Source organism: Nocardioides sp. NBC_00368, assembly GCF_036090055.1.
Taxonomy (GTDB): domain Bacteria; phylum Actinomycetota; class Actinomycetes; order Propionibacteriales; family Nocardioidaceae; genus Nocardioides.
The window spans coordinates 3,280,926-3,305,112 of record NZ_CP107970.1 but is presented as its reverse complement, the minus strand read 5'-3'; the positions used below and the strand labels follow the sequence as shown (position 1 = coordinate 3,305,112).

20 protein-coding genes are annotated in these 24,187 nt (G+C 68.4%); 11 read left to right on the top strand and 9 right to left on the bottom strand.

Annotation, left to right across the window (positions count from 1 at the left end):
- The first annotated feature begins 140 nt into the window (after positions 1–140).
- Positions 141–3,674 (top strand): ABC transporter ATP-binding protein, encoded by a 3,534-nt coding sequence (locus OG984_RS15750; protein WP_328527241.1) that lies wholly within the window; start codon positions 141–143, stop codon positions 3,672–3,674.
- Between the two features lie 34 nt (positions 3,675–3,708).
- Here OG984_RS15750 and OG984_RS15745 read toward each other — a convergent pair whose 3' ends face one another.
- Together OG984_RS15745 and OG984_RS15740 are read right to left on the bottom strand one after the other, a co-directional pair.
- A complete protein-coding gene (locus tag OG984_RS15745; protein WP_328527240.1) occupies positions 3,709–4,245 on the bottom strand; it encodes a Clp protease N-terminal domain-containing protein in 537 nt (178 codons plus the stop codon).
- Positions 4,245–4,457, bottom strand: a complete 213-nt coding sequence (locus OG984_RS15740; RefSeq protein ID WP_008364037.1) for a helix-turn-helix domain-containing protein — start codon at positions 4,455–4,457, stop codon at positions 4,245–4,247. Before OG984_RS15740 ends, OG984_RS15745 begins: the two co-directional genes overlap by 1 nt.
- Before the next feature lie 120 nt (positions 4,458–4,577).
- Between OG984_RS15740 and OG984_RS15735 the strand changes: the two genes are divergently transcribed.
- Positions 4,578–5,786 carry an MFS transporter gene (locus tag OG984_RS15735; protein WP_328527239.1) on the top strand — a complete coding sequence of 403 codons (1,209 nt, stop codon included), beginning with the start codon at positions 4,578–4,580 and terminating at the stop codon, positions 5,784–5,786.
- Here OG984_RS15735 and ggpS read toward each other — a convergent pair.
- Positions 5,783–8,068, bottom strand: coding sequence for a glucosylglycerol-phosphate synthase (gene ggpS / locus OG984_RS15730; RefSeq protein ID WP_328527238.1), 2,286 nt, complete (start codon positions 8,066–8,068; stop codon positions 5,783–5,785). The genes OG984_RS15735 and ggpS overlap by 4 nt on opposite strands.
- A gap of 402 nt (positions 8,069–8,470) precedes the next feature.
- Here ggpS and trpS point away from each other — a divergent pair, with 402 nt between their 5' ends.
- The 5 genes from trpS (at position 8,471) to OG984_RS15705 (ending at position 12,532) form a co-directional block, all read left to right on the top strand.
- Positions 8,471–9,508, top strand: coding sequence for a tryptophan--tRNA ligase (gene trpS, locus OG984_RS15725; RefSeq protein ID WP_328527237.1), 1,038 nt, complete (start codon positions 8,471–8,473; stop codon positions 9,506–9,508).
- Between the two features lie 12 nt (positions 9,509–9,520).
- Positions 9,521–10,045, top strand: coding sequence for a 2'-5' RNA ligase family protein (locus OG984_RS15720; RefSeq protein ID WP_328527236.1), 525 nt, complete (start codon positions 9,521–9,523; stop codon positions 10,043–10,045).
- Between the two features lie 45 nt (positions 10,046–10,090).
- Entirely contained in the window at positions 10,091–10,978 is an 888-nt protein-coding gene (locus OG984_RS15715; RefSeq protein ID WP_328527235.1) for a YihY/virulence factor BrkB family protein, read from the top strand.
- A gap of 157 nt (positions 10,979–11,135) precedes the next feature.
- A complete protein-coding gene (locus tag OG984_RS15710; protein ID WP_328527234.1) occupies positions 11,136–12,167 on the top strand; it encodes a hypothetical protein in 1,032 nt (343 codons plus the stop codon).
- Between the two features lie 140 nt (positions 12,168–12,307).
- A complete protein-coding gene (locus tag OG984_RS15705) occupies positions 12,308–12,532 on the top strand; it encodes an SCO4848 family membrane protein (RefSeq protein WP_328527233.1) in 225 nt (74 codons plus the stop codon).
- 3 nt (positions 12,533–12,535) lie between these two features.
- Here the strand turns inward: OG984_RS15705 and OG984_RS15700 are convergent, their stop codons facing one another.
- Positions 12,536–12,997 carry a MarR family winged helix-turn-helix transcriptional regulator gene (locus OG984_RS15700; RefSeq protein WP_328527232.1) on the bottom strand — a complete coding sequence of 154 codons (462 nt, stop codon included), beginning with the start codon at positions 12,995–12,997 and terminating at the stop codon, positions 12,536–12,538.
- 48 nt (positions 12,998–13,045) lie between these two features.
- Here OG984_RS15700 and OG984_RS15695 point away from each other — a divergent pair, with 48 nt between their 5' ends.
- Positions 13,046–13,462, top strand: a complete 417-nt coding sequence (locus OG984_RS15695; protein WP_328527231.1) for an organic hydroperoxide resistance protein — start codon at positions 13,046–13,048, stop codon at positions 13,460–13,462.
- Here OG984_RS15695 and OG984_RS15690 read toward each other — a convergent pair.
- The gene (locus OG984_RS15690) at positions 13,449–13,589 is read right to left on the bottom strand and encodes a hypothetical protein (RefSeq protein WP_328527230.1); all 141 of its coding nucleotides are present in this window, start codon (positions 13,587–13,589) and stop codon (positions 13,449–13,451) included. The genes OG984_RS15695 and OG984_RS15690 overlap by 14 nt on opposite strands.
- Positions 13,590–13,794: 205 nt before the next feature.
- On the opposite strand from OG984_RS15690, the gene OG984_RS15685 reads away from it, so the two are divergent.
- A complete protein-coding gene (locus OG984_RS15685) occupies positions 13,795–15,051 on the top strand; it encodes an IS30 family transposase (RefSeq protein ID WP_442940997.1) in 1,257 nt (418 codons plus the stop codon).
- Positions 15,052–15,118: 67 nt separating this feature from the next.
- On the opposite strand, the gene OG984_RS15680 is transcribed toward OG984_RS15685, so the two are convergent.
- The 4 genes from OG984_RS15680 to OG984_RS15665 form a co-directional block, all read right to left on the bottom strand.
- A complete protein-coding gene (locus OG984_RS15680; protein ID WP_328527228.1) occupies positions 15,119–15,859 on the bottom strand; it encodes a succinate dehydrogenase/fumarate reductase iron-sulfur subunit in 741 nt (246 codons plus the stop codon).
- Entirely contained in the window at positions 15,859–17,913 is a 2,055-nt protein-coding gene (locus OG984_RS15675; RefSeq protein WP_008364025.1) for a fumarate reductase/succinate dehydrogenase flavoprotein subunit, read from the bottom strand. The genes OG984_RS15680 and OG984_RS15675 overlap by 1 nt, the downstream gene beginning before the upstream one ends.
- A 13-nt stretch (positions 17,914–17,926) precedes the next feature.
- A complete protein-coding gene (locus OG984_RS15670; protein ID WP_328527227.1) occupies positions 17,927–18,646 on the bottom strand; it encodes a succinate dehydrogenase cytochrome b subunit in 720 nt (239 codons plus the stop codon).
- 108 nt (positions 18,647–18,754) lie between these two features.
- The gene (locus OG984_RS15665) at positions 18,755–19,858 is read right to left on the bottom strand and encodes a glycosyltransferase (RefSeq protein WP_328527226.1); all 1,104 of its coding nucleotides are present in this window, start codon (positions 19,856–19,858) and stop codon (positions 18,755–18,757) included.
- Between the two features lie 146 nt (positions 19,859–20,004).
- On the opposite strand from OG984_RS15665, the gene OG984_RS15660 reads away from it, so the two are divergent.
- Both OG984_RS15660 and OG984_RS15655 read left to right on the top strand, forming a co-directional pair.
- Positions 20,005–21,582, top strand: a complete 1,578-nt coding sequence (locus OG984_RS15660) for a sulfatase-like hydrolase/transferase (RefSeq protein ID WP_328527225.1) — start codon at positions 20,005–20,007, stop codon at positions 21,580–21,582.
- A 230-nt stretch (positions 21,583–21,812) separates the two neighbouring features.
- The gene (locus OG984_RS15655) at positions 21,813–24,158 is read left to right on the top strand and encodes a hypothetical protein (RefSeq protein WP_328527224.1); all 2,346 of its coding nucleotides are present in this window, start codon (positions 21,813–21,815) and stop codon (positions 24,156–24,158) included.
- Positions 24,159–24,187: the final 29 nt, after the last annotated feature.

The window sequence follows — 24,187 nt, the reverse complement described above, 5'->3', positions numbered from 1 at the left end:
TCCAGATCTTTCTTCTGATTCCTATAGGTCCAGGTCAGCCTGGGGTTTGGTGGGGGTGACGGACGGAAAACCTTTAGGTGAGTGTCGGTGGTCGCGCCTACCGTGATCTATTGATGACTGCGACCCTCTCGACTCCGCCCGTGCCCACCTCAGGCAAGGCTCCCGGAGTGCCCGCCACCCCTGCCGACCCGAGCCGGCAGGTCGACTGGCGACGCCTGAAAGGGCCGGTGACGGTGGCCGCGCTGCTGGCTCTGGCGGTTGCCATGGTGGCCCAGTCGATCGGCACCGTCGTGGCCGGACGGCTGGCCGAGAACCCGACCGCGAGCCTGGTCGGCTGGCTGGCGCTGTGCGTGATCGGCGCCTCGCTGATCGACTCGACGGCGAAGATCGCCTGGGTCGGGGTCTCCGACCGGGTCGAGGGCAAGCTGCGCGAGGACGTGCTCCAGGCTGCCATGCGACAGCCGCTCTCCGAGCTGAGCGAGCAGGCCGTCGGCGAGATCCTCGACCGGGTCGACGACGACTCCCACGAGGTCGGCAACCTGCTGCGCTGGCAGCTGTGGATGCTCTTCCGCTCGGTCTTCGCGGCGCTGCCGATGTGGATCGTGGCCAGCTTCACCTGGTGGCCGGCGGCGATCCTGTTCCCGCTCCTCGCCGCGGTGACCTGGTTCGTCATCCGGGGCCTGCTGGGCCAGATCTCCCGGCTCAAGGTCATCGAGGAGGCGTCCTGGACCGACCACGCCGCGGTGCTCGAGGAGGGCATCGCGGGACGTGACGACCTGCGTACGAGCCTGGGCCAGGACCACGTGGTCGCCCGGGTGGCGCGGCTGTCGGCGACGGTTCACGAGAAGTTCCGTGCCGTGGTCACGGTCGAGGCGAAGGTCGGCCGCCGAGCCGGCGTGCTGCTCCACTCGCTGCTGGCCGGCATCGGCCTGGCCGGGGTGGCGCTCGCCGCGACGGACCGGCTCGGGATCAGCGCGCTGGTGACGCTGTTCCTGGTCACCAGCACCTTCGTCGGTCAGATCGCGATGCTCGCCAACCACCTGCCCGACATCCAGGCGGGCCTGGGTGCGGTCATCCGGCTGCGCCAGATGATGGCCGCCGAGCCGGAGCCCGAGGGTGGCGAGCCGGTGCCCGGTGGAGGAGCGCTCGAGGTCGACCTGCGCGACCTGACCTTCTCCTACGCAGAGGGCACCTTCGCCCTCCAGGGCATCTCGCTCACCGTGCCCGCCGGCGACACCATCGCCCTGGTCGGCCGTACCGGCTCGGGCAAGTCGACGCTCGCCTCGCTGCTCTCCCGGGCGGTCGAGCCGCCGCGTGGCTCGGTGTTCCTGGGTGGCGTGGACGTGCGCGACCTCGACCTGCAGCAGCTGCGCGCCTCCGTGGGCGTGGTGACGCAGCGTACGGAGATCCTGGCCGGCACGCTCGCGGAGAACATCGCGCTCTTCGACGACTCGCGTCCGCGCGAGGACATCGAGCGGGCGGTCGCCCGGCTCGGGCTCTCGGAATGGGTCGCGGGTCTGCCGGAAGGCCTCGACACGCTGCTCGGCCCCGGCGGCACCTCGCTCTCGGCGGGGGAGGAGCAGCTGGTCGCCTTCGCCCGGCTGCTGGTGCGCGACGTACGAGTGGTCGTCCTCGACGAGGCGACCGCGCGGATGGACCCGCTCACCGAGCGTCGGGTGGTCGCGGCGGCCGATCGACTGCTGACCGGACGTACGGGCATCCTGATCGCCCACCGGCTCTCCACGATCGAGCGGGCGCCGCACGTGGCCGTGCTCGACCACGGCCGGGTGATCCAGCACGGCCTGCGGGCCTCGCTGGCGACCGCCCCCGGGCCGTTCCGCGACCTCCTCGAGGCCAGCCGGACCGATCACCACGACTCGCCCTCGCCGGACGCCAAGCCTGTCGACCACTCCACCCTCGACCATGTCGCGGCGGGCAACGTGGGCGGCAAGCGCCGCTCGGGTGCTCCGCCGGAGCTCCCGGAGGTCGGCACCGGTCCGTCGCTCGCCCGCGGCATGCTGCACGTCCTGTTCCTGCGCCCCGAGTGGGGAGTCGCGGGTGCGCTGCTCTTCCTGTTCGCGTCGATGACCGGTGCGCAGGGTGCCTTCACGGGGCTCCTGTGGGGTCGCATCGTCGAGTCGCTTCAGGACGGCGGCAGTCCGACCGTGCTGTCGGTGCTGCTGGTGGTCAGCCTGCTGGCCGCGCCGCTGATGCTCGCCGACGCCTTCTACCGCTACCCGCGCTGGTGGATCGAGGTCATGCTGAGAGCCCGGATGGCCGTGCTCTACGGACAGACCCGGCAGCACCGCCTGACGCGTACGCCTCCGGGCGAGGTCGTCGCGCGGTCGATGGACGCGGATCGCTACGCCCGCTACGCCGACCGCTGGGTCGACTTCGTCAACGGTCTGGTGATCGCGACGATCACGGCCCTGCTCGCCGGCACCGCTCTCGCGGGGGCCGTGCTCTTGGTCGTCATGGTCGCCTCGGCGCTGGCCTCCGCGGTCGGCCGGCCGATCGCCGGTCGCTCGGCCGCAGCCTCCTCCGCCGCTCGTGCCCGGTTCGGGCGTGCGGTGGTCTCGGCGCTGGAGTCCGTACGCACCGTGAAGCTGGCCGCGGCCACGCCGCAGGTCCACGCCCACCTGCAGCACGTCGACTCGGGCCGGGTCGAGGCAGCGGTGAAGGAGCACCGGGTGCAGGCGTTCCTCGACGGCGTTCCCGCGCTGATGGTGCAGTGCGGGGTCGTGGCTGCGTGGGGGATCTACTTCGGCGGTGGCTGGGGTCTGGCCACCGCGCTGCTGGTGGCCAACGCGGTCTCGGGCTTCGACTGGTTCGGCCGCGTGGCCGGCATGGTCGTCACCGAGGCTCCTGGCACCCGCGCGTGGCAGAAGGAGACCAGCCGGTTCGCCGGCGGTCGGGACCTGATGGACCTGCCGCCGGGCGTCGACCTGGTCTCCGGCGCCGCGCCGGATCCGGGTCCGGTCGACCAGGTGCCGCTCGAGTCACTGGAGCTCTCGGCCCTGTCGGCGGTCCACGACGACGGCACGATCGGCGTCTCGGACGTCTCGCTCACCATCGAGCGCGGCGAGCTGGTGCTGCTCGTCGGTCAGGTCGGCTCCGGCAAGTCGTCCCTGCTGGCGTCGTTGGCCGGCCTCATCGAGCACACCGGCACGATCCGGTGGAACGACGAGCTGGTCGAGGACCCGCAGGCCTTCCTGCGGCCCGGCCAGGTCGCCTACGTCGCCCAGGTGCCGCGGGTGCTCTCCGGCACCTTCTCCGACAACATCCGTCTGGGTCACGACCGACCCTTCGACAGCCCGGTCGCCGACGCGCGGCTCGAGCTCGACGTCAAGGAGGCGGGCGGCGCGGACGCGATCGTCGGTCACCGTGGCGTACGCCTGTCCGGGGGACAGGTCCAGCGTCTCGCCCTGGCGAGGGCGCTGGCCGCCGACACCGAGCTGCTCCTGGCCGACGACGTCTCCAGCGCGCTCGACGCGGCCACCGAGATCGAGCTCTGGCGGGCGCTCCGCGACCGGCACACGACGGTCATCGGAGCCACCTCGAAGCGGGCCGCTCTCGCCCAGGCCGACCGCGTGGTCGTCATGGTCGACGGCGAGGTCGCGGCTGTAGGCCCGTGGACCGAGCTGGCCCCGGCCTGGGCCCACCTCGCCGGCTGACCTCCACCTCGGCGGGCCGTCTGACGCTTCGGCGTCAGGCGGCCTCGCCGCGCTCGAGCGTGCGGCGCAGCGCAGCAACATCCACGCCGAGGGCCCGTAGTGCAGCATGTCCTTCCCCTTCCGCCCGCAGAATGCCGAGCAGGATGTGCTCGGTGCCGATCGAGCGGTCCTTGAGCCGGATCGCCTCGCGCAGCGAGAGCTCGAGGGTCTTCTTGGCCTCCTTGGAGAAGGGGATGTGCCCGCCGCGGCGCCTCGGCCCGCCCTTGTCCAGGGCTCCGGGCCCGAAGGCCTCCTCGACCTTCTCCCGGACGGCATCGAGATCGATCCCGAGGGCCGCGAGCGCCTCGGCGTCGTCGGGCCCGAGACGGCCGTGGGCCTTCGCGACCTCCGAGCGCAGCCCATCCCGGTCGATGCCTGCCTCGAGGAGCGCCCGAGCGGCGGGGTTCTCGGGGTCGCCCAGCATTGCCAGCAACAGGTGGGTGGTGTCGATCTGGGTGTGGTCCAGCTCTCTGGCGACGCTCTGTGCCTCGACCACGACCAGCTGGGCTTGTTTGGTGAACCTCTCGAACATCACAGCTCCTTCGCGTACTTCTTGTGAACCGCCTGACGGCTGACCTCCAACGCGTCGGCGATCTCCTGCCAGGCCCAGCCCTGTCGGCGGGCGTTCGCCACCTGCAGCCGCTCCAGCGAGTCGGCGAGGCGACGCAGCGCGAGCGCGGCTCGCAGTCCGGTGCGCGGGTCGGCGCTCGCGGCCGACTCGGCGAGATCCTTGGCATCCGTCATGATGTCAATATAGGTTGACAACTCGTGGGTGTCAACCGGAGTTGACATCCGCGACGGAAGCGGGACCCGGGTCACACCGATTCGCGGAATAGGCCCCAAATCGCCGAAGGTTAAGCAGTAGTGACCGACACCGCCAGCACCGAGACCGCCCTGAGGCAGGTCACCCCCGTCCGGTTCGCGATCGCCATGGTCGCCCTCGCGACGGGTGGTTTCGCGATCGGTACGACCGAGTTCGTCACCATGGGCGTCCTGCCCGAGATCGCCGAGGGCGTGGGTGTCGGCACGTCCACGGCCGGCCACCTGATCAGCGCCTATGCGGTCGGTGTGGTGGTCGGCGTACCGATCCTCTCCTTCTTCGTCGCCCACCTTCCGCGCAAGGGGCTGCTGCTCTCGCTGATGGCGGCGTACGCGTTGTTCAACGTACTCAGCGCGGCTGCGGTCGACTACCAGATGCTTCTGGTCGCGCGGTTCCTCGACGGGCTGCCGCACGGCGCCTACTTCGGTGTCGCGAGCATCGTCGCGACCTCGATGGCCGCCCCGAAGCACCGCGGCCGGGCGGTCGCCCTGGTGATGCTCGGACTCTCGGTCGCCAACGTGATCGGTGTCCCGTTCGCCACCTGGCTCGGCCAGACCGCCGGCTGGCGGGCCCCGTACGCAGCCGCGGCAGGCCTCGCGCTGCTGACGGTGGTCCTGGTGCAGCTGTCGGTTCCCCACTTCCCCGGCGACCCCAACGCGACCGGCCGCAGCGAGGCCGGCCGCTTCTTCACCAACAAGCAGGTCTGGTTGACCATGCTCGCCGGCGCGATCGGGTTCGGCGGCATGTTCGCCGCCTACTCCTACATCGCCCCGATCGTCACCGACACCGCCGGTCTGGCGGAGGGCGCGGTGCCGTGGTTCGTCTTCGCGTTCGGCACCGGGATGGTCGTCGGCACCTGGATCGCGGGGGAGCTGGCGCGCTGGTCGGTGATGGGATCGCTGCTGGCCAGCAGCCTCGGCATGATCGCGGTGCTGACGCTCTTCTGGCTGGTCGCCCCGGCCGGCTGGTGGCTCGCCCCGGTCGCCTTCCTGACCACGGCGGTGGCGTCGGTGCTGGTGATCAATCTGCAGGTGCGCCTGATGGACGTCGCAGACGACGCGGTGACCCTCGGCGCCGCGATGAACCACGCGAGCCTCAACATCGCCAACGCGCTCGGCGCCTTCGCCGGGGGTGTCGCCCTCGACGTGTGGAGCGTCCGCGAGGCGCCGCTGGTCGGCGCCGGCCTGGCCGCCGCCGGGATGCTGGTGCTTCTGTGGAGCACCAGCATCCACCGGCGGCGGGCCCAGTCCTAGAGTTCGACCTCGTCGCCCGGGGCGTTGGAGGTCGCGGCCTCGACCGCGGCCAGGAACCCGTCTGCCCAGGCCTTGGAGTCGTGGTGGCGGATGGTGTCCCACAGCCCGCGCATCCGGTCCTTGGCCTCGGCCTCGTCCATGTCGACGGCCTGGAGGAAGACCCGAACCATGTCGGAGACGTCGTGGGGATTGGTCAGCACCGCACCGCGCAGCTCGGCGGCCGCTCCGGCGAACTCGGAGAGCACGAGTGTGCCGCTCGTGCCGCGGAGACCGTGGACCGCGGCGTACTCCTTCGCGACCAGGTTGAGACCGTCCCGCAGCGGGGTGATCCACATGACGTCGGCGTTGGCGTAGTAGGCCAGCAGCTCCTCGAACGGGATCGGCCGGAAGTAGAAGTGGACCGGCATCCAGCCCATCCGCGAGAACCGGCCGTTGATCCGCCCGACCGCCTGCTCGATCTGATTCTGCAGCGTCTTGTAGACCGTCATCTCGCCGGCCGCGGGCACGCACACCAGCACCAGCGACAGCTCGCCCAGCAGCGACGGGTCCTCGAGCAGCGCCCGCTCGAAGGCCTCGAGCTGCTGGAGCACGCCCTTGGTGTAGTCGAGCCGCGAGACCGCGAGCGCGATCCGCTGACCCTCGAACTCCTCCTTCACCCGAGCGATCGAGCTCTGCACCGCCGGGGTGGCAAGGGTCCGCTCGATCCGCTTGGTGTCGACGCTGACCGGGTTGGCGCCCAGGTGGACGCGCCGTCCGCCGACGTCGATCACCGACGGCATGGTGTCCAGGCCGAGGGCGAAGCCGTAGGTCCGGAACCGGGGCGCCGAGTCCTCGGTCTCGACGACCTCGACCGGCGCCACGCCGCGAGCCACGTCGACGAAGTTCTCGACCTGACGGGGGATGTGGAACGAGATGTAGTCGCACTGCAGCAGCGAGCCGATGATCTCGCGGCGCCACGGCACCACGTTGAACACGTCCGCGCCGGGGAAGTGGGTGTGGTGCAGGAAGGCGATCTTCACGTCGGGCCGCAGCTCACGCAGGTAGGCCGGCACCATCCACAGGTTGTAGTCGTGGATCCAGACGATGCCGCCGTACGCCGCCTCGGCCGCCGCCTGCTCGGCGAAGGCCTTGTTGACCCGGCAGTAGACCTTCCAGTCCTCCTCCTTGAACTTCGCGCGTTCCCAGAAGGTGTGCAGCAGCGGCCAGAACGCCTCCTTGGAGAAGCGTTTGTAGAAGACGTCGACGTCCTTCTTCGACAGCGGCAGCCGGGAGGCGACCAGGCCGGGGTAGAGCTTGGGGTCGACGACGGTGTGGGTCGCGAACTTGCCGCGCTTGGGGTCGTCGATCGACCAGGCGACCCAGGATCCGGTGCGCTCGGTGAAGAAGGAGAGCAGCGTCGGGATGATGCCGTTGGGTGACTTCGGACGACGGCGCTTGACCTCTCCCTCCTCGATCACCTCGTCGTAGGGGAGCCGGTGGTAGACCATCACGAGGTCCGACTTCCCCGGGTCGTCGGCGTCGTTCTCGGGGTCGTAGATGTGCTCGTCGTCGAGCAGGTTGAAGTGCCGGATCGCCTGCAGGATCCCGCCGGTGCCGGGGGAGGTCGCGTGGAACGTACGCCCCTTGCCGCGGGTCGCGTCCAGGAGCAGGTCCTCGGCCTCGCCGACGCAGACACCGGGGAACCCGATGTCGTACATCGACAGGTCGTTGAGGGTGTCACCGGCGACCAGGACGCGGTCCTTCGGGATGCCGAGGTGCTCGACGAGCTTGGTGACGGTGTGGCCCTTGTTGATCCCACCGGGCAGGACGTCGAGGTAGTGGCTGGCGGAGTAGAGCAGGTCGCAGCCGATCTCCGCCACCAGCGGCGCGAGGTCGTCGGTGACGGCCTCGGGGTCGCAGAAGTAGGAGACGCGGCGGTCCTGGGGAACGTTCTGCCGGACCAGTCCGGGCCGGTCGCCGATCTTCTCGAGCACGGTGAGCTCGCCGGGCCACTTGGCCGCGATGTCCTGCTGGATGGGCTCGACCGCGAGCAGGTCGTGGCCGGTCACGATCGTGGCGCCGACGTCGCAGATGATGAAGTCGGGTGTCGGGATGGTCGGGTCGGCCAACAGTGGCAGCACCGACTCCAGCCCACGCCCGGTGACGAAGGACAGGAGTACGTCCTCGCGCCGGCTCAGCGTCTGGTAGAGCTTGACCTTCGCCTCGGGGTCGCCGGCTAGGAAGGTCCCGTCCAGATCGGTCGCGAGCAGCATGCGCGCGTTGGCAGCGGACGTGTGGTTCACAAGTCTCCTCGGGGGTCGCCTGGCCTCGAGGCCGATTCGGCAGCTGGCCCGAGGCTGCGGACCCCTTGGAGGATCCGCGGGTCGACCAACCAGGCTAACAGGGGCATGTGTCCCGCAGGGAAAGGGCACTTGACGGACCATCGAATCCGCACTGAGTAGAGCCTCTCAGGAGGTCCACAAACTCGTAAGAAATTGGATGCACTTCTCCGGTAACCCCGCCGATGATCCGTCGTTGATGGGTCATGCGGATCCTGCTCGCGGACTTCCAGACTGCGGGCGACCATGGTCCTCGACGTTGATCACGGGGGGCGCCGAGGCCCATGGCCGGCACGCAGATCAGTGCCGCGGGCAGGATCCACTGTCATTTCGAGCCTTTCGACGACCGGCTGACAGAATGCGCACATGACCGGCAGCACCGCTCCCACGACTCGGCCACGGGTCCTCTCCGGCATCCAGCCGACCGCGGACTCCTACCACCTCGGCAACTACCTCGGCGCGGTCCGGCAGTGGGTGAACCTGCAGGAGGAGCACGAGCCGTTCTTCTTCATCGCCGACCTGCACGCGATCACGGTCGAGCAGGACCCGAAGGTGCTCAGGGAGCGTACGCGCCGGGCTGCCGCCCAGCTGCTGGCCGCCGGTGTCGACCCGGAGCGGTCCGCGATCTTCATCCAGTCCCACCTTCCCGAGCACGCCCAGCTCGGCTGGGTGATGCAGTGCATCACCTCCTTCGGTGAGGCCCGCCGGATGACCCAGTTCAAGGACAAGTCCGCCAAGGGCGGTGAAGGCGCGGCCTCGGTCGGCCTCTTCTCCTACCCGATGCTGATGGCCGCCGACATCCTGCTCTACCGCCCGGCGTACGTCCCGGTCGGCGAGGACCAGCGGCAGCACCTGGAGCTGACCCGTGACCTGGCGCAGCGGTTCAACAGCCGTTACAAGAAGACCTTCCGGCTCCCTGAGCCCTACATCCTCAAGGAGGTCGCGAAGATCTACGACCTCCAGGACCCGACGATCAAGATGTCCAAGTCGGCCTCGAGCCCGAGCGGCCTGATCGACATGCTCGACGACCCGAAGGTCTCGGCGAAGAAGATCCGCTCCGCGGTCACCGACTCGGAGATGGAGATCCGCTTCGACGAGGAGGCCAAGCCCGGTGTCTCCAACCTGCTGCGGATCTACTCCGCGCTGACCGGCGCCGACATCGACACCCTGGTCGGCAAGTACGCCGGCAAGGGCTACGGCGACCTCAAGAAGGACCTCGCCGAGGTCGTCGTCGACTACGTCACGCCGTTCCGGGAGAAGACCTTCGAGGTCCTCGAGGACCGGGACTACCTCGACGGCATCCTCCAGCAGGGCGCGGAGAAGGCGGGGGCGGTTGCCCGCAAGACTCTGGCCGACGTCTACGAGCGGGTTGGCTTTGTGGCCCCCGCGGCGCCTCTGGGCTAGTAAGGTCGGCGCATGCGCACCATCGGTGTTGCCATCGCTATCCCGGAGCCGTGGGCAAGTCAGCTCCAGGACTACCGGACGTCTCTCGGGGACGCGACGGCGACCATGATCCCGACGCACATCACGCTTGTGCCACCGACGGAGATCCACGAGGATCTGCTGCCGGACGTCGAGAGCCATCTCGAGGCAGCGGCCTCGAGGGTCGCTCCCTTCGGTGTGCACCTACGCGGCACCGGCACCTTCCGGCCGGTCTCGCCTGTGGTGTTCGTGGCTGTGGTCCAGGGCATCTCGGGATGCGAGCAGCTGGCCAACACGGTCCGGCAGGGTCCGCTCGACCAGAAGCTCACGTTTCCCTATCACCCGCATGTCACGATCGCCCACGACCTTCCCGACGCTAGCCTCGACAAGGCTTTCGGTGAGCTGGCCGACTTCGAGTGCGAGTGGTCGGTCGAGGAGTTCCACCTCTATGTCCACGACGACACGGACGGTTGGCGCCCGACCCGGGAGTTCGCACTGAGAGCAGCACTGACCGGCTGAGGCGGGCTCGGGTCCGCCCAACGAACGACGGATGGGGACCTCGGGATGCTCAACAAGGAGAAGATCAAGGCGAAGATCGCCGAGCTGCGTGCTCGCTTCCCGGCACTGGACCGGGTGGTGCGTACGCAGGAGCACTATGGCGAGGTGGGGGCCGCTCAGCAGGCCGGCGCGATCACCTACTTCGGCTTCCTGTCGACCTTCCCGATCCTCGCGCTCGCGTTCTTCGCCGTCGGCCAGATCGCCAAGGTGTACGCCGGTGCCGAGAGCGACCTCGTCGAGGCGATCGACCAGGTCCTGCCCGGCCTGGTCGGAGACAGCCCCGGGCAGCTGAAGATCGCCGACATCGAGCGCGCCGCCGGTGCCGTCGGGATCGTCGGTGCCTTCGGTCTGCTCTACGCCGGTCTTGGCTTCATCGACGGGCTGCGCAAGGCGCTCGAGGCGGTCTTCCTGGTGCCCGAGGAGGAGCAGCCCGGCTTCCTGATGGCCAAGGCCCGCGACCTGGCCGCGCTGATCCTGCTCGGCGCGATCATGCTGGTCGCGGTGGCGTTCACCGGCCTCATCCGCACCTTCTCGGTCAACGTCCTGGACTGGATCGGTCTCGACGAGGGATTCGGCTGGCTGATCGTTCTGCTCACCCTGGTGCTCGGCCTGGCCGCCAACACCGTGCTCTTCTTCGCGATGTTCCACCTGGCGCCCCAGAAGGACACCCCCAAGCGACCCCTGTGGGCGGGCGCGGTGCTGGGTGCGATCGGCTTTGAGGTCCTCAAGCAGGCCTCGACCCTGCTGCTGAACGCCACCCAGGGCCAGCCCGCCTTCCAGGCCTTCGGCATCGCCCTCATACTGGTCGTCTGGATCCACTACACCTCGATGGTGATCCTGTACGCCGCCTCGTATGCGCATGTGAGGGCGACTCCGGCCGACTCAGAGGGGTAGTCCAGGGAGTTTCCGTCGGTTTACCTATGAGTAACCGACGGAAACTCCCTGGACTACCCCGGCCGGCGGGGAGTTATCCACAGGCCCGGGTTATGCAGGTGCGGAACGTCTGGGGGTGGCGCACGCTCCTGGAGTGGTTCGACGACGCCCTCAGTTCATGCCTGTGCCGCAGCGGCGGCGGGGGCTGGAGCTCGTGCGTCCGGTGCGAGTCGACCCGTCCGGCGAGGCCGGACCGACCGAGCGCCAGGCGCGCGGTCGGGGATGGCGGCGGAGCAGCCGAGGGCTCTACGTACCGGCCGCGGTAGATGGTGACCTCGCGCAACAACGGGTGCTGGAGGCGGCGACCGCGGTGCCGGAGGGCTACATCACGGGGTGGGCGACGTTCGCGTGGTCGGGGGCGCGCTGGTTCGACGGCACCGACCGCGATGGACAACCGGTTCCGGTGCCGATCGTGGTCCACGAACATCGCAGAGATCCTCAGCCCGGTCATGTGATCACGCAGGAGCGTCTCGCACTTCGCCACTGTCGCGAGCTGGACGGGGTACGTGGCACCGATCCGACGCGTTCGATCGCGTTCGAAGCGCGCTACGCCCCCGATCTGGTCAGTGCGGTGGTCGCTCTCGACATGGCGATGAAGACAGATCTGGTCTCGAAGGTCGAGGTCGCCACCTATGCTGCCGCGCTCAACGGCTGGACCGGCGTCCCGCAGCTGCGCGAGGCGATTCCTTACGTCGTGGAGAACAGCTGGTCGCCGATGGAGTCCGAGATGCGGCTGGTCTGGGAGATCGAGCTCGGCGTCCACCGGATCGCCTGCAACCACCCGGTCTTCGACCTGACCGGCAGCCACATCGGTACGCCCGATCTCCTGGATCTCGAGGCGGGGGTCGTGGGGGAGTACGACGGAGCCCTTCACCTCGCCGGCAAGCAGCGCTCGCGAGACATCGAGCGCGAGGGCGACTTCCGTCGTCTGGGCCTCGAGTACGTGACCATGGTCGCCGGTGATCGGCGCGACCCATCCGGCTTCCTGCAACGCACGCACGATGCTAGGCGGCGCGCGCGGCAGAGACTCGGTCCACGACAGTGGACCATCACCCCGCCGTCGTGGTGGACGCCGACCACGACGGTCGAGCAGCGTCGCGCCCTGACAGCCGATCAGCGTGCCCGTTACCTCCGTCTATGGTCGGCATGAGCCCCGGGATCAACCCAGAGTCGGGATAGTCCAGGGAGTTCTGGTCGGTCTACCGGGCAGTAATGGACGGAAACTCCCTGGACTATCCCGACCCCGGGCCGCCCGCCAGCACCACACCAGCGGATGAGAGAGTCGTGCCCATGAAGCTCGAGAAGACTGACGGTGCGCTCCTCCTGGTCATCGGCATCTGGACGATCGCGATCTGGACCAACTTCGGACGCAATCTCGTCAAGACGGCCACGGACCCGGAGCAGACCCGGCCCAAGCCCTACTACGTCGCCCACGCGGTGCTCGTGGTGGTCGACGTCCTTCTCGGCGGTCTGCTGGTCAAGCTCGGCGTGCAGCGGCTGCTGACCAGGGGGTAGACCTCAGGCGGAGTCGGCCGTGTCGAGGTGGTCGACCAGCTCGGTGAGCTGGTCGCGGAGCGCGAGCGCCTCGTCACGGGTGATTCCCATCGACTCACCCAGCTGCTGCGGTACCCCTGAGACCTGCTCCTCCAGGGCCCTGCCCTCCTCGGTCAGGCTCACCAGCACCCGGCGCTCGTCGCCGGGGTCGCGGTCTCGCCGGACCAGCCGGGCCGTCTCGAGCCGCTTGAGCAGCGGCGTCAGTGTGCCGGAGTCGAGCCGCAGGCGCTGGCCGAGGGCGGTCACCGAGAGCGGTTCCTCGCTCTCCCAGAGCACCAGCATCACCAGATACTGCGGATAGGTCAGCCCGGTCCCCTTGAGCAGCGTCACGTAGCGCTTCGTGACGGCTCGGGTCGCTGCGTACAGCGGGAAGCAGAGCTGCAGGTCGAGCGAGAGCTGCGGATAGGTACGTCCGGACACATTCATCAGTCTACTCCCTTGCGCTATTAAGTTGTGCGCAATATAGTTGTGCACATGACACCGATCTACACAGCCACCGCAGTCAGCACCGGAGACGCCCGGAACGGTCACGTCCAGTCCTCCGACGGCCTCATCGACGCCGACGTCCGCGTCCCCAAGGAGATGGGTGGCGCCGGCGGCGCCACCAACCCCGAGCAGCTCTTCGCCGCCGGGTACGCCGCCTGCTTCCACTCCGCGCTCAAGCTGGTCGCCGGCAAGGCCAAGGTCGACATGACCGACTCCGAGGTCGTCGCCGATGTCAGCATCGGTGAGAACGGTCAGGGCGGATTCGGCCTCGCCGTGCAGCTCGAGGTCACCATCCCCGGCGCCGACGCCGCGACCGCTCAGCAGCTCGCCGAGCAGGCCCACCAGGTCTGCCCCTACTCCAACGCCACCCGCGGCAACATCGAGGTCGAGCTCACCGTCGCCTGAGGAGGACCATCCCGGCCGAGGCGTCGGCCGCGTCGGCCGAGGCGTCGGCCGCGTCGGCCGCGTCGGCCGCGTCGGCCGAGGTGGCAAGCCGGTGACGTCTCGGCCGACGTACCTGACGTCTCGGCAAATCAGAAGGGCCGTCCTCCCGAGGACGGGCTCTAGCGATCCCCGCAACACCCTGAGTTTCAGGAGTTGCGGGGATCGTGTTGTCTGCGGAGTTGAAGGTTCGGTTCTTCGAGGCGCTGGATCGTGAGGGTGGCAGTGTCTCGGCGGCTGCGCGTGTGGTCGGGATGAACCGGAACACGGCCTATGCGTGGGCGCGGAAGGCCGGGATGCGTGCTCAGGGCACGCCTGGCGGCAGGGGCGGGCATCCAGGGCGTGCGGAGTATGACCGGCTTCGCTCCTCAGGGGTTCGGCGGCGGGAAGCTGCTGCCCAGGTTGGGATCCACGAGCGGACCGCTGAGGACTGGGACAAGGGGATCCGGAAGAGCAACGGCTCGCGCCTTCGTCCTGATGGGCGTCGGGTGGTTTACAACACGGGGATGACCACCCACGTGGATGCGCGGCGAGCGCCGGCGATGACGGTGTTGGAAGCAGATCTGCATCCGCGGTTCTTGACACTGGCAGAGCGCGAGACGATCGCAGACCTGCGTCAGCACAAGGCCTCGCTGCGCGAGATCGGGCGGCAGCTAGGTCGGCCGGCCTCGACGATCAAGCGGGAGCTGGACAACCGGTCAGTCGATGGTGTCTACCGTCCCTACGCTGCTCAGCGGGGCTGGGCCACAGACCGTGCCAGGCCGAAGCACAGCAAGCTCGCTGCGGGCGGTCGGTTGCGCGATTTCGTCACCGGCAAGCTCGCGGTGCACTGGTCGCCCGAGCAGATCTGCCACGCTCTGGTCAAAGAGTTCCCCGACGACGAGAGCATGCGTGTGAGCGCCGAGACGATCTACCAAGCCATCTACGTCCAGGCCCGTGGCGGTCTACGGCGCGAGGTGGCCGCAGCGCTGCGGACTGGCCGCACCCGCCGCAAACCACGCAAGCAGCCCGACCAGCGCACACCGCGGTTCATCGACCCGATGGTGATGATCTCTGAGCGGCCACCAGAGGTCGAGGACCGTGCTGTGCCCGGTCATTGGGAAGGCGATCTGATCGTCGGCACCCGCAGCGAGTCCGCGATCGTGACCCTGGTCGAGCGCAGCACCCGATACGTGATGCTCGGACACCTCCCGGGCGGGCACACCGCCGAGGAAGTCCGTGACGTGCTGGTTCCGTTGATCGGGTCGCTTCCCGCCCACCTGCGTGGCTCGTTGACCTGGGACCAAGGCTGCGAGATGGCCGCCCACAAACAGTTCACGGTCGCCACGAACGTACCGGTCTACTTCTGCGACCCCCACTCGCCGTGGCAGCGCGGGTCGAACGAGAACACCAACGGCCTGCTACGTCAGTACTTTCCCAAGGGCACCGACCTATCCATCCACGGGGCCGAAGACCTCGAGCACGTCGCCCAGGAACTCAACGCCCGACCACGCAAAACGCTCGACTGGGATACCCCAGCCGAGCGTCTGCGTGATCTACTGACAGCCACTTAGGTCATCAGGTGTTGCAAGGACCCCTAGAATCCGCCGAGGGAGGACGGCCCTTCGTGAACCAGATTGGTCAGCCGAGGATCAGCGACTTGCGCAGGTCCTTGTTGAGCTGGGAGATCACGTCGAGCGGAATCTCCTTGGGGCACGCGGCGGCGCACTCACCGATGTTGGTGCAGCCACCGAAACCCTCGGCGTCGTGCTGGCCGACCATGGACTGCACGCGGGAGTAGCGCTCCGGCTGACCCTGCGGCAGCTCACCGAGGTGGGTGATCTTCGCGCCGAGGAACAGCGACGCCGAGCCGTTGGGGCAGGCGGCGACGCAGGCGCCGCAGCCGATGCAGGTGGCGGTGTTGAACGCCCGCATGGCCTTGTCGCGCGGAGCCGGCACCGAGTTGGCCTCGGGGGCCGAGCCGGTGTTGGCCGAGATGTAGCCACCGTTCTGGATGATCCGGTCGAACGCGGAGCGGTCGACGATCAGGTCCTTGACGATCGGGAACGACGCGGCTCGCCACGGCTCGATGGTGATGGTGTCACCGTCGTTGAACGAGCGCATGTGCAGCTGGCAGGTCGTGGTGACCTCCGGGCCGTGCGCCTGGCCGTTGATCATCAGCGAACACATGCCGCAGATGCCCTCACGACAGTCCGAGTCGAACGCGACCGGCTCCTCGTCGTTCTGCAGGAGCTGCTCGTTGAGCAGGTCGAGCATCTCGAGGAAGGACATGTCCTGCGAGACGCCGTCCAGCTCGTACGTCTTGAGCGCACCCTTGTCGGACGCGTTGGCCTGCCGCCAGATCTTGAGCGTGAGCTTCATTACTTGTACGACCTCTGCTTCATCTCGATGGCGGTGTAGATCAGGTCCTCCTTGTGGAGGATCGGGGCGCCGTCCTCGCCACCGAACTCCCAGGCGGCGACGTAGGCGAACTCGTCGTCGTGACGCAGCGCCTCGCCGTCCTCGGTCTGGGACTCGGCGCGGAAGTGGCCGCCGCAGGACTCGCGCCGGTTGAGCGCGTCGATGCACATCAGCTCACCGAGCTCGATGAAGTCGGCGACACGGCCGGCCTTCTCGAGGTCCTGGTTGAGGGAGTCGGCCGAGCCGAGGACCTTGACGTTGGTCCAGAACTCCTTCTTGAGCTCACGGATCAGGCCGATGGCCTTCTTGAGGCCCTCCTCGGTCCGCTCCATGCCGCAGTACTCCCACATGATCAGGCCGAGCTCCTTGTGGATCGACTCGACCGAGCGGGTGCCGTTGATCGACATGAACTTGTCGATCCGCTCCTGGACCGACTGCTTCGCCTCGACGACCGCCGGGTGGTCCTCGGAGATCGGCTCGAACGGGCCGTCGGCGAGGTACTCGCGGATCGTGTTCGGCAGCACGAAGTAGCCGTCGGCAAGACCCTGCATCAGCGCCGAGGCACCGAGGCGGTTCGCGCCGTGGTCGGAGAAGTTGGCCTCACCGGTGCAGTAGAGACCCTCGATGTTGGTCGAGAGCTCGTAGTCGACCCACAGGCCACCCATGACGTAGTGGACGGCGGGGTAGATGCGCATCGGCAGCTCGTAGGGGTTCTCACCCGTGATCCGCTCGTACATGTCGAGGAGGTTGTCGTACTTCTCCTCGATGGCGGCCTTGCCGAGGCGCTCGATCGCGGCACCCAGGTCGAGGTAGACGCCGCGGCGGAACTTCTTCACCGAGCCGTCGGGCTGGGTCTCCTCGACCTCCGGACCGACACCGCGACCCTCGTCACACATGTACTTCGCGGCACGCGAGGCGATGTCGCGGGGGACCAGGTTTCCGAAGGAGGGGTAGATCCGCTCCAGGAAGTAGTCGCGGTCCTCCTCGGGGATGTCGCGCGGGTCCTTGGCGCAGTCCTCGGCGTTCTTGGGCACCCAGATGCGGCCGTCGTTACGCAGCGACTCCGACATCAGGGTCAGCTTCGACTGGTGGGCGCCGGTCACCGGGATGCAGGTCGGGTGGATCTGCGTGTAGCAGGGGTTGGCCATGTAGGCGCCCTTGCGGTGCGCACGCCACGTGGCGGTGACGTTGGACCCCATCGCGTTGGTCGAGAGGTAGAAGACGTTGCCGTAGCCGCCGGTGGCGAGCACGACGACATCGGCCAGGTGGGTCTCGATCTCGCCGGTGACCATGTCACGGGCGATGATGCCGCGGGCCTTGCCGTCGGCGACGATCAGCTCGAGCATCTCGTGACGCGTGAACTGCTCCACCGTGCCGGCCGCGACCTGGCGCTCCATGGCCTGGTAGGCGCCGATGAGGAGCTGCTGCCCCGTCTGGCCGCGGGCGTAGAACGTACGCGACACCTGCACGCCGCCGAAGGAGCGGTTGTCGAGCAGACCGCCGTACTCGCGGGCGAACGGAACGCCCTGCGCGACGCACTGGTCGATGATGTTCACCGACTCCTCGGCGAGGCGGTAGACGTTGGACTCGCGGGCGCGGTAGTCGCCGCCCTTGACCGTGTCGTAGAAGAGCCGGTAGGCCGAGTCGCCGTCGCCCTTGTAGTTCTTGGCGGCGTTGATGCCGCCCTGGGCGGCGATCGAGTGGGCGCGACGAGGGGAGTCCTGGTAGCAGAACGACTTCACGTTGTAGCCGGCCTCGCCGAGCGTCGCGGCGGCGGCGCCGCCGGCCAGGCCGGTGCCGACGATGATGATCGACAGCTTGCGGCGGTTGGCCGGGTTGACCAGGCGGTTCTCGAACTTGCGGGTCGTCCAGCGCTCCTCGATCGGACCGGTCGGAGCCTTCGGGTCGACGAGCTTGTCGCCGAGCACGTAGTAGCCCGCGGCGTCGTCGGATTTCTGGACCGGTGCCTCGTTGGTCGGGGTGAGGCCGGGCAGGTAGTGGGTTCCAGCAGCCATGTGTCAGATGTCCTTACGAGATGACGCCGAAGACGGTGAACAGGGGGACCAGCGAGAAGCCGCCAGCGACCACGATCGCGACGACCCAGCCGGTGACGCGGGCCCTGGCACGCGACTCAGCGGTGTTGGTGAACCCGAGCGTCTGGATGGCGCTGAAGGTGCCGTGGTGCAGGTGGAACGCGAGCGCGAGCATCGCGAGCAGGTAGATGATCACCATCCACCACTGCTCCGGCTGGAAGGCGTTGATCAGCAGCCGGTAGGGGTTCTCGGTGACCTCGGCAGCCTGTCCGCCCGCACCCACGTTGATCTTCACGATGGTGAACTGGAGCAGGTGCCAGACGAGGAAGAGGAACAGCGCCACGCCGCCCCAGCGCATGGTGCGCGAGGAGAGCGACGAGGCCTTGTTCTTCTTCACCGCGTACTTCACCGGACGCTGCGTGTGCGCACGCTTCGTGAGCGCGATCGCCGCGCCGACGTGCGCCACCAGCGAGGCCAGCAGCACCACGCGAATGATCCAGAGGAGGCCGCCGTACGGCAGCATCGGCTCCCCGAACGTACGCAGGTGCTCGGCATACTCGTTGAAGGCAAGCTCGCCGCTGAAGGCTTTGAGGTTGCCGTACATGTGCACCAGCACAAACAGGATGAAGACGATGCCGCTGGCCGCCATAAGGAGCTTCAGGGCGATCGTCGAGCGCGTCGACCGCGCGCCTTTGATCAGAGTCGTGGTTGCCACGGCACGCACGCTACTACCCCTCAGACCCGAACTTGTACGCAGGGAGTATGTGACATTGTCGTCTCTACCTGGGCGGGCGAGGTTACCGGTGAGTATCGTTATCGTGAGTTAGGCAAGCCTAACAGCAGGTCCCATATTCTCGGTGGCGGCGGCGTGAGATTGTGAGGTCCGGGCGTCGTTCAGTGTGACCAGACGGGTCAAGAGCTCGTCGACGGCATCGGTCCACGGACGGGTCGCGGCCAGCTCGCGACCGCGGTCGCCGAGCAGGCGTCGACGGGGGTCGGAGACCACCGAGGCGACCGCGTCGGCGAGCTCTCGGCTGCGCGCCGGGTTGTAGAGCACGCCGGTCTCCATGTGCTGCACGATCTCGGCCGCGGCGCCGGCGCGCGGGGCGACCACCGGGAGCGCGCTCGCCGCGGCCTCACGCAGGATGTGGCCGCATCCCTCCTCCTCGCCGGGGTGCACGAGCACGTCGAGCGAGGCCAGTGCGATGGCCAGGTCGCCGGTGCCCAGCGGCCCGGTCAGCTTCGCCTGCGGGACCCGCTGCTTGAGCCAGCCGCGCTGAGGTCCGTCGCCGATGATGACGAGGCGGATGCCGGGCACCGAAGTGAGCTCGGCAAGGCGGCGTACGCCATGGCTCTTCGCCAGGTTTCCGGCGTAGCCGACCACGACCAGCGGGGTGGGTCGGGACTTCGCCCTGGCCCAGCGTCGGTGGAGCCAGTCGTCGCGCAGGCTGGGCGAGAAGGCGGCCGTGTCGACCCCCGGCTCCCACACCCCGGCGTGGACGTCGATCGCCGAGAGCACTCGACGGAGCCACTCGCTTGTGACAAAGATCTCATCGGCGTACGCCGCGATCGAGGCGTTCCACGTGAGCGCCGCCTTGGGCGAGATCGGAGACTGCTGGACGACCAGCGTGGTCGCGTCGGCGGCCGTCGGCGAGGCCAGCGCCCTGCGGCCCAGGCGACCCGGGTCGAAGCTGACCACGACGTCCGGCTCGAACGACTCCAGGGCGCTGCGTACCTGCCTGCCGGTCTTGGCGATCGGCGAGACCCGGACGACCCGGCTGTTGCGGTAGACCGAGAGGCCGGGACCGGGCGCGATGAAGCGCACTTCGTGGCCCGACTCGATCATGCGGTCGGCGATGGCCTTCACCGTGGTTGTGACACCATCGATGGTAGGAAAGAAGCTCTCGGTGACCAGCGCCATCTTCATGGGACCAGCGTCCTGCCCGGGGATGGCGAGTGCGCGACACGTGCGTTGATCTGGGATGAACCATCGGCATAGTGGCAGGCTTTCCGCGCGACCGGGCGGGCCCAGTCATGGCGACCAGTAGATGACCAGTGTGATGAGGACAATCAGTGGCGGTATCCAGACGCGTCCGGGCGTTGTCGGCGGCACTCGCGGTGGCCGGAGTCGTGGGGATGTCGGGCTGTGGCCATGCGCCGACCCAGCGGCCGTCCGGTGACGGTGACTCCGACCAGCCGGCGACGGCGACACCGGCTTTCGAGATGCCGGTGGAGAAGCCCAACCTGCTGATGGTCACCGTCGACGACCTCGCCACCGTCGACATGGACTACCTCCCGAGCGTGCGCAAGCTCGTCGGCGAGAGCGGGGTGACCTTCACCGACGCGGTCGCGCCGACGCCGATCTGCGTTCCGGCCCGGGCCTCGCTGCTCTCGGGGCAGTACGCCCACAACCACGGTGCCCACACCATCCACGGCCCCGAGGGCGGCTATCCGTCCTTCGACGACTCCGAGACCCTGGCCACCTCGCTGCAGGACGCGGGCTACACCACGCTGTTCACCGGCAAGTACCTCAACGAGTACGGCGAGGCGGGCAGCGAGCACGACATCCCGCCCGGGTGGGACGAGTGGCGCGCGACCGTCGACCCGTCGACCTACAACTACCTGGGCGCGAAGTTCAACGTGAACGGGCACCTGGTGAAGCCGAAGGGCTACTCGACCACCGTCATCACCCAGCAGGCGCAGGCAGCCCTGAAGACTGTGCAGAACGAGGGGAAGAAGCCGGGAGCCGCGGCGAAGCCGTGGTTCCAGTGGGTCAACTACGTGGCTCCGCACATCGGCGGCCCGACGGAGAAGGGCGACCCCAAGCAGCGCTTCCCCGGCACCAAGGGCGCGATCGGCGTACCGGTGCCGGACCCGCAGGACCGGGACGCGTACGCCGACAAGCCGATCCCGCAGCAGCCGAACCTGTTCCCGGAGGGACGCAAGCAGTTCCCCAAGGGGTCGCCGTCACGGAAACGCCCGTCGCAGGTCGAGAAGGACGCCTACCGGCTCTCCTACCAGCGACGGATCGAGTCGGCGCGCAGCCTCGACCGCAACATCGCCGCCCTGCTCGGCGGGCTGAAGAAGAGCGGCGAGCTGGCGCGCACGCTGGTCGTCTTCACCTCCGACAACGGGTTCTCGAACGGCTACCACAACTTCAACGGCAAGCTCTGGTACTACGAGGAGTCGCTGCGCATCCCCGTCCTGATGAGCGGACCCGGCGTGCCGAAGGGGCGCGAGGTCGCGACCACGCTCACCAACCCGGACATCGCCACGACGCTGCTCGCCGCCGCCGGCGCCGACGACCCGCACGAGCCCGACGGCATCGACATCCTGCCCTGGCTGCGCGCGCCCGCGCAGACGCGCGTGGTCCCGATCGAGGCGTGGCCGACCTCCGACGGCACCTCGCGACTCTGGTCCGGCGTACGTGTCGGGCGATGGACGTACGTCGAGCTGACCACCGGTGGTGTCGAGCTCTACGACCGCACCACCGACCCGTACGAGATGAACAACCTCGCTGAGGACCCGGACCATGCCGAGACGGTCTCGCGGCTGGCCGACCTGACCGAGAAGTATCGCGACTGTGCCGGTGACGACTGCCCGAAGGAGCTGTACGCCGCCGACCGGCCGCTCGACCTCGAGGGCCTCTAGGAGCTCGCCGGTGATCCCGATGTGGCAACCACGCCGGATTGCCGCATCGCGTCACGGATATTTCATCTGTCTGCCGTGGTTTCGGGCTGCAGACGGACAATCACGCGCCACCTCGTTCGGATGGACTTGTCCAGACAAGTTCCCGGTGCCCGAGCACCGTGACCGAGACGAGGAGACCGATGATTCCCATCAGACGATCGTGGGGTGCGCTGCTTGCCGCAGGCACCCTCGTGACTGTCGCGATTGCGGGTGGCAGCACCGTCGTCGCCCAGGAGCGCGCCGAGGCCGACGGCCCGGCCTTCGCGCTGCTCGACGAGCAGGTGCGGCTGCAGGACGCCCCCAAGCCCAAGGCCGCGGTCGGTGAGACCTTCCGCATCCCGGAGCCCGTTCCCACCGAGGAGAGCAGCTCCTTCCGGACCGGCGACTACGTCGTCTCGGTGACCTCGCCCGACGGCGTCACCGCGGAGATCTCCCCGACCGGCTCCGCGAGCGAGCCGGTCTACGAGTTCACCCCGCAGACCCCTGGCGACTACCGGATCAGCTACTCGGCCGTCGGCGAGAACGGCACCGTCGACTTCGAGGACTTCGACGTCGTCGCCGGGAACGACGCCGAGGTCGAGAAGGCCCGCGCCGAGGCCGCGCGGCGCACCGCCAACGACAACCAGCCGCAGGTGACCTTCGGCTCGATCGGGGACATCCACAACGAGTGGCGCGACCTGGACAAGGCCTTCGACCTCTACCACGCCCAGGACCTCGACGCGACGCTGTTCGTCGGCGACCTGACGAACAACGCCACCGCGGGCGAGTACGCCGGTCTGAAGGAGGTGCTCGACCGCCGTCTCGACGAGAACGGTGACGGAAAGGACGACATCTCCCTCGTCGCCGCGCTGGGCAACCACGACGTCGGGTCGGGCATGACCGGCTACGACCTCTTCACCCAGTCGACCGGTGGCCAGCGGCCCAACGCCGACTACGTGATCAACGGCTACCACTTCATCACGGTCTCGCCCGGCTCCGGCCGGCTCGACGAGGAGACCGGCCGGCCGACCCAGCGCAGCACGGGCGACTACGCCTACGCGCGCGACTGGCTCCACACCCGGATGGCCGCCGCGACCGCGGAGCACCCCGACCGCCCGGTGTTCGTGCTCGTGCACCACCCCCTCAAGTGCACGCACTACGTCTCGAACGAGTGGTACGGCGCCGGCCTCTCAGAGGGCTGCGGCGACACCTTCAAGTCGGTCTTCGACAACTTCCCCCAGGCCGTCGTCTGGGGCGGGCACATCCACACGCCCAACAACATCTCCACCTCGATCTGGCAGGACGGCGGCTTCACGACCGTCAACGCCCCGCCGCTGGCGTACTTCGAGATGGAGAGCGGCGTCGACAACGACACCACGCCGAACGACGCGGGCGACAACGCGCAGACCGCGGTCGTCGAGGTCGCCGGCAGCGTCGTCAAGGTCAAGAACTACGACCTGCAGGCCGGCCGGTGGATCGACCAGACCTGGACGTGGGACGTCGAGGAAGCGATCAAGAACCCCCAGCGCAACTTCCCCTACACCGACCGCCGCGCGGCCAGGACCGCCGGTCCGAAGTGGCCCGCGGGATCGGCGGTGACCGTCTCCGACATCAAGGAGGACAGCGCGCAGGTGTCGTTCCCGCAGGCGAAGCCGGCGGCCAACGACGTTCAGGACATCGTCCACCTCTACCGTTACCAGGTCGTCGACAAGTCCACCGGTGCGACCGTCGCCGACTTCAAGCAGTGGTCGGGCTTCTACATCCTTCCGCTGCCGGCCACCCGTGGCCACGCCATCCGGAACCTGAAGGGCGATACCCGGTACGAGGTGCGCGTCACGCCCTACAACACCTGGGGGAAGGCGGGCGGGTCGATCTCGACCACCTTCAAGACCGCTCCGCCGCCGCCTCCGGTCGACCCGGCCGACTACCTCGTCTACCAGGACTTCGAGTCGGTCGCCGGCCAGCTCCAGTACGGCGTCGAGCACAACATGCCGGCGAACGCGAGCGTCCTCGGCTGGACCAAGACCACGCCGGCGGGGTGGACGATCACCAACTCCCCGGACATGCCCACCGGCACCAAGGAGATGAACGGCTGGTCGCTGATGACCAAGGCGTTCTGGCAGAACGGTGACGACCAGGACCGCAGCGGCTTCACGCTGGGCCGCAACATCGTGGCCGTGGCCGACCCCGACGAGTGGGACGACGTCAACGACCCGGAGAGCCGTGGCCGCTTCGACTCGACGCTCACCACGCCCAGCGCGCCGATCCCGGCCGGGACCTCGCGCGTCTACCTCGCCTGGGACAACCACTACCGCGAGGAGGAGCCGCAGGAGGCCGAGGTCACCGTCGAGTTCGACACCGGCCAGAAGGTGCAGCTGGTCCACTGGACGCCGGCCAACACCCCGGACCTCAGCCAGGGCAACAAGACCGTCAATCTGCCGGTCGACGTGCCGGCGGGCGCGACCTCGATGAAGGTCAGCTTCCGGCTCTTCAACGCCATGAACGACTGGTACTGGGCCATCGACCACGTTCGACTCGACACCGAGCCGATCGTCTGACCCGCGGGGAGGCCCACCCGGTGCTCGCC